Annotated in this window: 11 protein-coding genes; all 11 read right to left on the minus strand. The window is 32.6% G+C overall.

Translation table 11 applies throughout. The features are described 5' to 3' along the window. Positions 1-4: 4 nt before the first annotated feature. Complete coding sequence (asnS, locus tag M890_RS0114675) at positions 5-1,435, minus strand: asparagine--tRNA ligase (RefSeq protein WP_028284241.1); 1,431 nt, start codon at positions 1,433-1,435, stop codon at positions 5-7. Positions 1,436-1,470: 35 nt separating this feature from the next. Next, on the minus strand, positions 1,471-3,888 hold the full coding sequence (locus M890_RS0114680; protein WP_028284242.1) for an efflux RND transporter permease subunit: 2,418 nt from the start codon (positions 3,886-3,888) through the stop codon (positions 1,471-1,473). Between the two features lie 62 nt (positions 3,889-3,950). Beyond that, complete coding sequence (locus tag M890_RS0114685; protein ID WP_232219160.1) at positions 3,951-5,165, minus strand: DUF5686 family C-terminal domain-containing protein; 1,215 nt, start codon at positions 5,163-5,165, stop codon at positions 3,951-3,953. 58 nt (positions 5,166-5,223) lie between these two features. Next, entirely contained in the window at positions 5,224-5,958 is a 735-nt protein-coding gene (locus tag M890_RS16555; protein ID WP_084553702.1) for a peroxiredoxin family protein, read from the minus strand. An 81-nt stretch (positions 5,959-6,039) separates the two neighbouring features. Next, complete coding sequence (gene frr / locus M890_RS0114695; protein WP_028284244.1) at positions 6,040-6,597, minus strand: ribosome recycling factor; 558 nt, start codon at positions 6,595-6,597, stop codon at positions 6,040-6,042. A 68-nt stretch (positions 6,598-6,665) separates the two neighbouring features. Continuing rightward, positions 6,666-7,373: a UMP kinase gene (gene pyrH / locus M890_RS0114700; protein ID WP_028284245.1), complete on the minus strand. Its 708-nt coding sequence runs from the start codon at positions 7,371-7,373 to the stop codon at positions 6,666-6,668. Positions 7,374-7,652: 279 nt separating this feature from the next. Beyond that, the gene (tsf, locus tag M890_RS0114705) at positions 7,653-8,612 is read right to left on the minus strand and encodes a translation elongation factor Ts (RefSeq protein ID WP_028284246.1); all 960 of its coding nucleotides are present in this window, start codon (positions 8,610-8,612) and stop codon (positions 7,653-7,655) included. A gap of 87 nt (positions 8,613-8,699) precedes the next feature. Continuing rightward, positions 8,700-9,470 (minus strand): 30S ribosomal protein S2, encoded by a 771-nt coding sequence (gene rpsB, locus M890_RS0114710; protein ID WP_028284247.1) that lies wholly within the window; start codon positions 9,468-9,470, stop codon positions 8,700-8,702. Between the two features lie 155 nt (positions 9,471-9,625). After that, positions 9,626-10,012, minus strand: coding sequence for a 30S ribosomal protein S9 (gene rpsI / locus M890_RS0114715; protein ID WP_028284248.1), 387 nt, complete (start codon positions 10,010-10,012; stop codon positions 9,626-9,628). After that, a complete protein-coding gene (gene rplM / locus M890_RS0114720) occupies positions 10,012-10,467 on the minus strand; it encodes a 50S ribosomal protein L13 (protein ID WP_028284249.1) in 456 nt (151 codons plus the stop codon). Before rplM ends, rpsI begins: the two co-directional genes overlap by 1 nt. A gap of 192 nt (positions 10,468-10,659) precedes the next feature. Further along, positions 10,660-13,578, minus strand: coding sequence for an alpha-amylase family glycosyl hydrolase (locus tag M890_RS0114725; RefSeq protein ID WP_028284250.1), 2,919 nt, complete (start codon positions 13,576-13,578; stop codon positions 10,660-10,662). Between the last annotated feature and the right edge of the window lie 27 nt (positions 13,579-13,605).

A 13,605-nucleotide genomic window follows, 5' to 3' on the forward strand; every position in this document is an offset into this window, starting at 1 on the left:
TCCATTAAAACTCTGCGTTTTGTGGTGTTCTTGGGTAAGGAATTACGTCTCTAATGTTAGTCATACCAGTAGCAAACATAACCAAACGTTCAAATCCAAGTCCAAAACCAGAGTGTACTGCTGTACCATACTTACGTAAGTCTAAGTACCACCATAATTCTTCTTCAGGAATATCTAGGACAGCCATTTTTTCTTTAAGGACTTCTAAGCGCTCTTCACGTTGTGATCCACCAACTATTTCTCCAATACCTGGAAATAAAATATCCATTGCTCTTACTGTTTTTCCGTCTTCATTTAAACGCATGTAAAATGCTTTAATGTTTGCAGGATAATCAAATAATATTACTGGACATTTAAAGTGCTTTTCTACAAGAAAACGTTCGTGTTCTGATTGTAAATCTGCTCCCCATTCTTCAATGATATAATTAAATTTCTTTTTCTTGTTAGGTTTAGAGTTTCTTAAAATATCTATAGCTTCAGTATAGCTAACACGTTTAAAGTTGTTTTCTGTAACAAATTTTAATTTTTCAATTAAACTTAAATCACTTCTTTCAGCTTGTGGTTTTACTTTTTCTTCATCTAATAGACGTTGGTCTAAAAATTCTAAATCTTCTTTATTATGCTCTAAAACGTAAGATATCACAGACTTCATGAAGTCTTCTGCTAAATCCATATTACCAGCTAAGTCCATAAAAGCAACTTCAGGCTCAATCATCCAAAACTCTGCAAGGTGACGAGAAGTGTTAGAGTTTTCTGCTCTAAACGTTGGTCCAAAAGTGTATACTTTACCTAAAGACATCGCATAGGTTTCTGCTTCTAATTGTCCCGAAACAGTTAGGTTTGTGTCTTTGCCAAAAAAGTTTTTTGAGTGATCTATAGCTCCATCCTCTGTTAAAGGTGGATTTTTTTGATCTAATGTGCTTACACGAAACATTTCTCCAGCACCTTCTGCATCACTACCTGTTATGATTGGTGTATGCATGTAGTAAAAACCATTGTCGTTAAAATACTTGTGTACCGCAAAAGATAAAGCCGAACGTAAACGCATTACAGCACTAAATGTATTAGTACGTGTGCGTAAATGTGCGTTTTCTCTTAAAAACTCAAAGCTGTGTTTTTTAGGCTGAATTGGATATGTTTCAGGGTCAGAATCTCCTAGGATTTCAATCTTAGTAACTGTAATTTCAACGTTTTGTCCTTTTCCTTGACTCTCCACTAAATCTCCTGTAATAGCTACAGCAGCACCTGTTGTGATTCGTTTTAATAAGGCTTCGTCAGTTTTTTCAAAATCTACTACACATTGAATGTTTTGTAGTGTTGATCCATCATTTAAAGCCACAAATCTATTGGCTCTAAAGGTACGTACCCAACCTTTTATATGTACTTCCTGTAATTTGGTCTCTTTAAGTAATGTAGCGACTGTATATGAATTCATTTTTAAAAAAATTTGATTAAAAATATACTTTTATATTATTTTTCTTCTGAAATAAATGATTTTTCTTCCTCATCATCATCTTCAGAAGGTATGATATTTATTGTTGGTTCTTTTAATACCTCTTTGTTGGCTATGCTTCTTTCTAGAGATAATAATAAAGATGGTAATAATAGTAAGTTTGATAACATGGCAAATAACAATGTTACAGATACTAATGCACCTAAAGCAACTGTACCACCAAAGCTTGAGATTATAAATACAGAAAACCCGAAAAATAGTACTATTGATGTATAAAACATACTAACACCTGTCTCTCTTAAGGCTGCATAAACTGATTTTTTAATTTTCCAATTATTAGCTTGTAACTCTTGTCTGTATTTTGCCAAAAAGTGTATAGTATCATCTACAGATATACCAAAAGCAATACTAAATACAAGTATAGTTGAGGGCTTAATTGGTACGCCTAAATAGCCCATTAATCCAGCAGTAACAACTAATGGTAAAAGATTTGGGATTAATGAAACAATTATCATCCTAAATGATCGGAACATATAAGCCATAAACAGTGAAATTAAAATCACAGCTAATGATAGTGATATGGCTAAGTTTTTAACCAAATATTTAGTTCCTTTTTGAAACACTAATGCTTTACCAGTCATGGTGACGTTATAGCGGTCGTTTGGAAAAACATTATCAATTTTGTCTTGAAGATTTTCTTGGATACGTTCCATTTTATCCGTTCCAATATCCTTCATAAAGGTTGTTATTCTTGCGTATTGACCAGTACTATCAACAAAGTTTTTAAGTAAATCTACATTTGAAGTCGAGTTTTTTGCATAGGACAAAATGAAGCTGTTTTCTTGACTTGTTGGTAGCTGGTAATATTTTGGATTGCCATTATAATACGCTTGTTTAGAGTATTTAACTAAGCCTACCACAGATATTGGTTTTGAAAATTCAGGTGTTTCATTTATAAACTCCTCAATTTTATTCATTCGTTTTAAAGTCGCTAACTTCATTACGCCTTGTTTACGCTTGGTGTCAATCATGATTTCTAATGGCATAATACCATCAAACTCTTCTTCAAAAAAGCGAATATCTTGAAAAAATTCTGCCTTTTTAGGCATATCCTCTATAAGGCTTCCTGATATTTTAATTTGAAAAATTCCAATTAAACATACCACTAAAAGCACTAAAGATGTAATATAAATAGTGATACGTTTTTCTCTTACCATTTGCTCCATCCAGTTTACAAAACCACCAATCCATTTTTTGTTTAAATGTTCTAAATGGCGATCTTTAGGGTAAGGTAAAAAGGTGTAAATAATTGGTATTATTAATAGGCAAAGTATAAAAATAGCAAGGATACTTAATGAAGCTACAACACCAAACTCTTTTAATAAAGTGCTTTCTGTTAAAATAAACGTTGCAAAACCAGAGGCTGTTGTTACATTAGTCATTAATGTTGCATTACCAACTTTAGTAATGACACGTTGTAAACTTTTTACTTTATTACCATGAGATTTAACCTCATGTTGGTATTTGTTAATTAAGAAAATACAATTAGGAATACCAATAACAATAATTAAAGGAGGTATTAATGCTGTTAATACGGTAATCTCGTAACCTAACATTCCTAGGATACCCAAAGTCCACATAACACCAATACAAACTACGATAAGTGAAATAAAGGTGGCTCTAAACGATCTAAAAAATAAAAAGAATATTAAGGAGGTTACTAATAATGCAGCAAGTACAAATAAGTTAATCTCATCAACAATATTTTGTGCATTAAGCGTACGTATGTATGGCATACCAGAAATGCGGACATTCATTCCTTGAGCTTTCTCAAAAGCTTTAACTTTTTCAACTAGGTTGTCCATAACAAAGTCCTTCCTAGCAGGTGTATTAACTATATCTTTTTTTAGGTATACAGCAGTACGTACCGTTTTGGTTTTCTTATTGAATAAAAAATTATCGTAAAAAGGATATTGGTTAAAAAGTTGATCTTGTAGTTTTTCAATTTGTTGAATGGAAGAAACGGAGTCTTTTATAAAAGGCTCTAAAGCAAATTTTTCGTTTTCTTGATCCTTAACTAATTTTTGAAGGTCTTTAATAGAAACTACAGTTTCTACCTCAGGTGCTTTTCTAAAACTATCAGAAAGTGCGTTCCACGCATTTAGTTTTTCAACTGTAAATAGGGTTGTGTCCTTTACACCAAGGACAATTAAATTACCTTCTTCACCAAAAACTTTTAAAAAATCGTTGTAAGTAATATTAACCTCATGGTCGTCTGGTAATAGGTTGGCCTCAGTATACGTAAAACGCATGTACTTCCATTGTGTACTAAAAAATATAGTAACAAGTACAACACCTATTAGAATTGCTATCTTATTGCGCAAGATTAGTCTTGCAACAACATCCCAGAAATTTGCTGAAAATAGTTTTAACATAATGCTCTAAAAAACGGAGCAAAGGTATGCAAAACCATTGTATTTACTAAGCTAAATTTAGTTTATAATGCAATATTAAAAGTGAATTTAATTGCAATATTATCTTCTTCATTTGGTAAATGGTATGCACCATATCTATACGTTGCACTAAGACCAAAACCAAATAGTAGTTTGTTAATCTCAAAACCAGATTCTGTATAACCGTATTTTAAGGTTTGAAACGTAACTTCTTGGTGTCTACCAATATTATTCATATTACCAATTGCATAACGTGTAATAAGCACTAATTGAGGGTTAAATCGTTTAGCAATAGCAAATGGTTTAACATAATGCTTTAGCACTACTGTCGAAAAACGGTCTGAAAAAAACTCGTTAAAATACATGGTTTCAAAACTATTAATTCCAGCAACAGAAAAACGTTGCAAAATAGTTTCTTTGGTTATATTATTTGGGTATGCATGGTAAAGGTGGGTTAAAGGTGCATCACCATGTGCAATTCCAGCACTTAAAGTTCCTATGGTATAAGAGTTTTTGTTATGCTTTATTTTATGTATAGTTTTAAAATCTAATTTTGAAAAGTTAAAATCTGCATTCAAAACATCTTTAAAACTTTTGGTGTATTGTAATGTAAATTTTGGGTAGCCTTCTATAATTGTTTGATTACCATTATCTGAAGTTTGCGAGGTGTTAAAAGGATTCCATTGTAGTGCAACTTTAGCTGTAGTAGTTTCAAAACCACTATAGTTATTACCATCTAAAAAATAGTTGTAAGAGTAGGTAGGTCTAATATTACTTATTGCTATCTCTGATTTAGAATATAATTTAGGATTAATTTCATGCTCTAAAGAAATTGCAGACGTAATATGCTTATGGAATAAATCAATGTTTAATAATCTAGGTTCAAAAAATGAAAAGGACCTGCTATCTGTCAAAAAATCTGAACTACCAGTTTCTTTTAAATCGTCAATATAAGATATGTTGATCCAAGTTTTTGACTTTGGGTTAACTCTAAAACCACCACCAATTTTATATTTGAAGCTATCGTCCCTAAAACCATAAACTAAATAAGAGTCTATCCTGTATTTTTCGGAAAAAGCATCATTTGTAATACCACCTAGACCTGTCCTAAAACCTTCATATTGATTAAATTTAATTAGATATCTTAGGTCAAAATTCCATATTTTAGTAGGGAAAAAACCATTTCCAATTTGTTTTAAAAGTTCACTAGATTTGGTAGTGTCACTAACTTTTAGATTTTGTTCAGGCGTTTGTGCCATACAAATTGTCATGCTAATTAAGCACAACATTACTAACCAGTAATTTTGTTTTTTTGATTTAAAGTGCTGCATTAATAGCTTTAGTAAGTACAGATTTTATATTAGTTCTGTAACCAACTTCTTTGGTTACAATTTCACCTTTTTTATTAATAACTATAGTCGTTGGGTAGGTGCTTACACCATATAACGATATGATGTTATTGGCATTAGGTATTAAAGTGAAATTAAAGTCTTTAGTTTTTAAAAACTGTTCTACAATTTCTTTTTTGTTAAATGTTACTGCCAAAAACTTTACTTTTTTATTTTTAAAATTGTCCGCTAAGTTATTTAATTCTGGCATTTCTTGTATACAAGGACCGCAATTTGTAAACCAAAAATTTAATATTACGACTTGTCCTTTTAAATCTGATAGTTTAAAGGTGTTACCATCTAAATCTGTAGCAATAAAGTCATAAGCTTTTTCTCCTTTATTAAAGTTTGCTTCAGGGTTTTTAGCGATAGTAGTGTTTATTGCTTTTAGTCTTTTAAATACTACTGACTTTAGTTTGTTGTCGTTGTCAACAAAAAATAGCGGTTTGTAGTCAGAGTTGGTCATTAGTTGTACCTGTGACATAGGTAATAACTTGCCTCTCTCGTTAAAAAGTAAAACATCTGGTGTAATAACTAACTCCATTGTTTTAACTTCTTCATCTGTTAGGCGATGTTGCTCTTTTGGTATAAAGGCATACTCTTGTGCTTGCAGGATACTTACACATAAAAACAAACATACAAAAAGTGATTTTAAAAACTTCATTACTATATTTTATTAAAACCTCTTAACGTTATATTTTGATAAAAGTTATAAAAAAAGCGACTTTTAAGTCGCTTTTAAGATTTAAACAGTCATAATCTCTGCTTCTTTGGCAGCTAAAATGTCGTCTATTTTTTTAACGTATTTGTCAGTCAAGGCTTGTACGTCAGCTTCCGCATTTTTTTGAAGGTCTTCAGACGCGTCTTCAGTCTTCTTAATGTCGTTATTAGCATCTTTACGAGCGCTTCTTACACCAACTTTAGCATCTTCAGCTTCAGCTTTAGCTTGTTTTGCTAAATCACGTCTACGCTCTTCTGTTAATGGAGGAACACTTATTATTAATAAATCTCCATTATTCATTGGGTTAAATCCAAGATTAGCAATCATTATAGCTTTTTCAATTGCTTGAAGCATGTTTTTTTCCCATGGTTGTACCGTAATTGTACGACCATCTGGAGTGTTAACATTGGCAACTTGACTTAATGGTGTTTGTGAGCCATAATAGTCTACCATTACGCTTCCTAACATTGCAGGACTAGCTTTTCCTGCTCTAATATTTACAAATTGTTTTTCTAGATGCTTAATGGCTTTATCCATTGCTTCCTTTGCGCTATCTACTATAAATGTAATGTCTTCGTTCATGCTTGTAATAATTTAATATTGAATGACTTTCAAAAAGCGAGCCAATTTTAAACGTAATATAATCTATTTTATAAACTTACTTGTGTTCCTATATTTTCTCCTGTTACGACCTTCATTAAATTACCTTTTGTATTCATATCAAATACAATTATTGGTAAGTCGTTTTCTTGGCTTAATGTAAAAGCTGTAGTATCCATAACTTTAAGACCTTTACGTAAAACGTCATCAAAGGTAATATGGTCAAATTTTATAGCAGTACTATCTTTTTCTGGATCTGTATTGTATATTCCATCCACACGCGTTCCTTTTAGGATTACGTCAGCCTCAATCTCGATAGCTCTTAATACTGCTGCAGAGTCTGTTGTAAAGTAAGGATTACCTGTTCCACCTCCAAAAATAACAACGCGACCTTTATTAAGATGGCTCATTGCTTTTCTTCTAATAAAAGGCTCTGCAACTTCGTTTATTTTGATAGCTGTTTGTAGTCTAGTTTTTATACCAGCGTCTTCTAATGCTTGTTGTAATGCTAAACCATTAATAACAGTTGCTAACATACCCATATGATCTCCTTGTACACGATCCATACCATTCATGGCACCTGCAACACCTCTAAAAATGTTACCACCACCAATAACTATAGCAACTTCTACACCTTTTTCTGTAACTGCTTTAATCTCTTCTGCGTATTCTGATAATCGTTCTGGATCAATACCATATTGACGGTTTCCCATTAGGGCTTCACCAGATAATTTTAGGAGTATGCGTTTGTATTTCATGTGTTTATTTATTGTTTTTCATGGGTCACATGTTACTTCCATTTAATCATTCGCTTGCGTTAGATCGTTTTTTATGGAAGTTTCATAAGTCGTTCCGAAAGTTTAGCAAAGCTACATAAATTTTTTATTTCTGAAATTGCTATTAATACACAAATGTTCGCTTTTTTACTAAGTTGATTAATTAATCATAAAAAAACCACTAACTCTAAAATAGAGTAGTGGTTTTAAATATGTGTAATTATTTTAAATTTTCGCTTACGCGGAAATAAAAATAGTTTTCTATCCTAAAGATACACGTTTGAAAGCTGTTACAGATACGTTTTGAGATGCTACGTAATCTGCTACAGTCATTTTTTCATCTTTAATGAATCTTTGATCTAATAAACATTGTTCTTGATCTAAAGTAGTATTGTCAGATACAAAACGATCCATTTTACCTGGTAAAATTTTGTCCCAGATTTGTTCTGGTTTTCCTTCAGCTTTTAATTCTGCTTTAGCATCTTCTTCAGCTTTAGCCATAACTTCTGGAGTTAATTGAGACATTGAGATGTATTGAGGTACATTTTTAAGTGTTTTACCTAAACGACCTAACTCGATGTTATCTTTTTCGATAACAGCAATTCTTGCTTCAGTTTCTGATGCTACAAATGCAGGATCAAAGTCTTTGTAAGATAATGAAGACGCTCCCATTGAAGCCACTTGCATTGCTACATCTTTACCAACAGTTTCGTTTGCTTCAGATAAACCAACTAATGCACCAATTTTATTGATATGAACATAAGAACCTACGTAAGGCGCTTCTAATTTTTCAAATGCAGTGATTTCTAATTTCTCACCAACTACACCAGTTTGTTCAACTAATTTTTCAGCAACTGTCATACCACCAAAGTCTGCTGCTAAAAAATCTTCCTTAGTATCAAAGTTAATTGCAATGTCTGCAAATTGCCCAGCTAATGCTAAAAATGATTCGTTTTTACCAACAAAATCAGTTTCACAACCTAATACGATTGCAACACCAACAGTGTTGTCATCGTTAATTTTGATTGCTGCAGCACCTTCAGAAGAATCTCTGTCAGCTCTTTTTTCTGCTACTTTTTGACCTTTTTTACGTAAAACGTCAATTGCTTTGTCAAAATCACCACCTGCTTCAACTAATGCTTTTTTACAGTCCATCATTCCGGCTCCTGTAGCTTTTCTTAGTTCGTTTACTTGTGCTGCTGAAATTTTTACTTCGCTCATAATAAGTATAATTTAAAAAAAGTCGTTTAATTAGTTTTCAACAAAGAAAAGAATTAAACGACTTGTTTGTGTTTTGAAATTGTTATTTTATTCTTCTTCGTCTTTAGCTGCTTTAGCTTTTTTAGGTGCTGCTTTTTTATCTACTTTAGCTGCATCTTTGTCTGCTTTTTCAGCTTTACGCTCGTTTAATCCTGCTGTAATAGCATCAGTAACGTGCGTTAAGATTTTGTCTATTGATTTAGAAGCATCGTCATTTGCTGGTATTACATAATCTACTTGACGTGGATCAGAGTTAGTATCTACCATTGCAAAAATAGGAATGTTTAATTTTTGAGCTTCTTTAATTGCAATATGTTCGCGCTTAATGTCAACAACAAATAAAGCTCCTGGTAAACGTGTCATGTCAACGATAGACCCTAAGTTTTTTTCTAACTTAGCTCTTAAACGGTCAACTTGTAAACGTTCTTTTTTAGATAACGTTAAAAACGTACCATCTTTTTTCATTCTATCAATTGTAGCCATCTTTTTGATTGCTTTACGGATTGTAACAAAGTTTGTTAACATTCCACCAGGCCATCTTTCAGTAATGAAAGGCATGTTGATGCTACCTGCTTTTTCAGCTACGATATCTTTTGCTTGCTTTTTTGTTGCAACAAATAAAATTTTACGACCTGAAGCTGCAATTTTTGCTAATGCATCTCCAGCTTCTTCAATTTTAGCTGCTGTTTTATATAAGTTTATAATATGGATACCGTTACGCTCCATATATACGTAAGGCGCCATGTTAGGATCCCACTTACGTGTAAGGTGACCAAAGTGTACACCTGCTTCAAGTAATTCTTTTACTTCTACTGCCATTTTGTAATAGTTTACGTTCTGTTGAATTAGCAATGTTCCATTTGCTTTATGCTTTTGGCTTCATTTAGATGCTAAACTAAATCCTGTTTTTACACTAGGACAACAATAACTGTTTGATTTTTTGTTTTGTGTTGAAAATAAATTCAACAAAGGTATTAACGTTTAGAGAATTGGAATTTCTTACGCGCTTTTTTCTGTCCGAATTTTTTACGCTCAACCATTCTTGGGTCTCTTGTTAATAAACCTTCAGGCTTTAAGATTAATCTGTTTTCAGCATCTAATTCGCACATTGCACGAGAGATTGCTAAACGAACAGCTTCAGCTTGACCTGTGATACCTCCTCCAAATACATTTACTTTAATATCAAAAGCACCTTCATTATCTGTTAAAGCTAATGGTTGGTTTACTTTGTATTGTAATGTTGCAGTATCGAAGTAGTCTTTAATGTCTTTTTTGTTAATCGTAATATTACCTTTTCCTTCAGATAGGTAAACACGAGCAACTGCGGTCTTACGACGACCAATTTTGTGAATTACTTCCATTACTTGAATTCGTTTAAGTTAATTACTGTTGGCTTTTGTGCTTCATGTGAATGAGCTGCACCAACAACAACATTTAAATTACGGAATAATGTTGCACCTAATTTGTTTTTAGGTAACATTCCTTTTACTGATTTTTCTACTAATCTTGCTGGATCTTTTCCAAACATTTCTGTAGCAGTTAAACTTCTTTGACCACCTGGATAACCTGTGTGACGAATGTACGTTTTGTCATTCCATTTGTTTCCAGTTAAGTTGATTTTTTCTGAATTGATAACAATTACGTTATCTCCACAATCAACGTGTGGTGTGAAGCTAGGTTTGTGTTTTCCTCTTAAAAGTTTTGCAACTTTAGAAGCTAAACGACCTAATGATTGACCTTCAGCATCTACTAAAACCCACTGCTTATCTGCAGTTGCTTTGTTTGCTGAAATCGTTTTGTAGCTTAATGTGTCCACGTTATTAATTATTTTTTATTAAACATTCCTCTCTCAAAAAGAGTTTGCAAATTTACGATTATATATTTGATTACCAAATACTGATAGCACTTATTTTTAATAAGTTTGTTCATATCTTTTTGAGTATCAAAATGCACTACAAAAAAGCTTCAATTAAATATTGAAGCTTTTTATATGATTACAGGTGTTAATTTAAGATTTTATTAGTTTGGATATTTTAGTTTGTCCGTTAGTGTCTTCTAACTGTATTATATATAATCCGTTAACTAAATTTTCAATATTAAATTGATGTCCTGCGTCAAATGTTCCTTTGTATTCAATTAACTGTTTTCCTGACACGTCTAAGATTTTAACTCCTGTTATTTTAGTTGTTAATTTAAAGGACGTTTTTGCAGGATTAGGATATAATTTAAAGTTATCGGTAATTTCAAATTGATCTGTGCTTAGGCTTTGTGGTACCGAATTACCATATATTTTAAACTCTCCTGCTGGTATTGTTATTGGTGTTGCAGTGTTGCTAACATTTATAAATGTACTATTTGTAGGGTCCATTAAATCATACCATGTACCTGTATACGGAAAATCTGGTGTTACGTTTTGTGATGTAACATCAAAGTTTGCTAATATGACTACGTTTTTTAATTCTGTAGATGGTATTGTGTTATCAAAAATATAAATTCTTGGTGTTAGCGTATCTACATTTGGGTTACTACTGTCATTAATTATATAATCCCCTTCAAAGACAGCTTCGTTTACCTTTAAGTCGTTAATCCTAGACCAATCATTATATACTTGACTTCTATTAACGTCAGTAAGCCATCCATTTGTCCATTGTGGTTGTGGTTTTGTATCTAGTTTACAATTACCATCAATAGCATCTGCTTCAGTATTTACAGTCCCATTATTACATGTATAAATAGAGTTTTCCATAGCAAGTTCTCCAAAATGCCAAATCATTTTAGGTCCAGGTATGGTTAATGATACTGCACCTAAAGCAGACATTCTTTTAGTTGCTATTTCTAAATTAGTAACATTATGGCTAGCATTACTGCTGTTTCCAAATTGGATGTTTTTATACATTAGGCGTTCTTCATCATGACTTTCTGGATAACCAACTAATCTTGGAGCATCATAATTACGACTTGCATCTTTATGACCCATTCTGCTAATGTCTGTACCAGAGCTATAACCCATTGTTAATTGATTGTAAGGGTCTGTCATTTTTCCCCAAAGCATGATACCTTTGCCTTCATCTATTCTATAATCAGCCCATTCTTTTTCTTCTACAGCGCTTCCGCCAAATCCTAAATGTTCAAATATAACGTAGTGGTCTGGATCCAAACTCCATGAGTAATCTGCATATTCTTTTAAAATAGCGACTCTGTCTGCTTGGTAGGCATTAGTTTGTGTCTCTCCTGAAGAGGCGTTTTGAGTAAATCCTTTAGTTAGATCCCATCTAAATCCATCAATTTTATATTCTTCGATCCATTGTTTTACAACTCTTTTAGAATATACTTTTGTGAATGAGTTTGAGTGGTCAAAATCAGAACCAACACTGTAACTATGTGTTGCGACTTGATTAAAATATGGGTTTTCACTACTTGGTTCTCCCCAACCGTCTCCATCTGCATCATCCATCCACATACGTACCATTGGGTTACGCCCAAATGCGTGGTTTAGTGCAAGGTCTAATATTACAGCAATTCCGTTTTGATGACAAATATCGATAAGCTCTTTAAGTTTGTCTTCTGTACCATAGTATTTGTCTAAAGCCATATGAAAAGAGGTATTATATCCCCAACTTTCATTGCCTTCAAATTCCATAATTGGCATTAATTGAATAGCATTGATGTTTAGATTTTTAAAATAATCTATTCTATCTATTATATCCTGAAAGTTTTTATTTGCGTCAAAGTCTCTAACTAATACTTCATATATTACTAGATCTTCTTTTTTTGGTTTTTCAAAATTAGTTACTACCCATGGGTAATCTGTTTGACCAGTTTGTAGAACAGTGACCTCTCTATCTTGACCAATTGGATAGGTTGGAATATTTGGATATGAAGTTGTAGGAATATAAGGATCATCAAAAGGTGATAAGACTAACGTTGAATAAGGGTCTGCAACTTTAACTAATTTAGGAGAATTAGCTAAAGGAGTTTTATCTACAACCCAATATTGATAGGTTTCTATTTGTCCAGGAGTTAAACCAGTTAATGTTATCCAGTATTTATTATTTCTTGTTGGATCTCTTTTCATGGCGTAACTACTGTCTGGCTGCCAATTATTAAAACTTCCTGCTACGTAAACAAAGTCCTTGCCTTGTGCATATAGCACTAATGTTGCTTTTGTTGGATCAGCAGGATCGTATGTAATTCCATCTTGATAGTTGGTCGGCATAATAGCAAAAGTACTACCAGGATCCACAACTACTGAGAAAGATTTTGTTTTAGTTTGTCCACCAACTGTTACATCTAAAATGTAGTTTTTGTTTACTGTTATAGCTGTGTCCTGAAAGTTATACGAAGACACGCCATTTTGAGTGTTAATAGTTGTTCCATCTGCACTTAAAACGTAGTTTGCAGATCCACCAGTATTATTAGCAGAAATGTCAAAGTTACTTCCAGCATCAATAATTGTTGTTGAATTGTCTTCAGGAGTAGTTAAAATGACTTGGAATGAGCCAACATCCTCAAGTATATCTTGAGACTTTTTGTCTCCTGAAGCGTCTTTAGCTTTTAAAAGAAATCCAATACGTCCAATGCCAGTCCTATTATAAAAGTCTTGTGGTATAAACGAAATAGAATATGTATCGTTTCCAGCATTATAGGTTAGCAGGTTTGGTGTAGTAGCATTAGAAGAGTCTGTCCAATCACCATTATTTGGAGCGTCTTGTTGATTAATTAAATTTAAATCGTATGACCATGACCAAAGATAAAGTTCATTATTTATAACGTTCCAAGTAGCTTCGTTAATACTGCTACCATTAAAAGTAAGTGTTACCATCTGGTCTTCTTCAATTGTTGAAGGAGTAACACTGTAAGTTACATTTTGTTGTTGCGCTAATGTAATTTGACACAACAAAAAAATAAAAAATATAATTTTTTTCATAGCGAAGTTAGTTTTAAAAAAAGAGGC

Origin of the sequence: Olleya marilimosa CAM030 (genome assembly GCF_000518485.1) — a bacterium.
Classification (GTDB): Bacteria; Bacteroidota; Bacteroidia; order Flavobacteriales; family Flavobacteriaceae; genus Olleya; species Olleya marilimosa.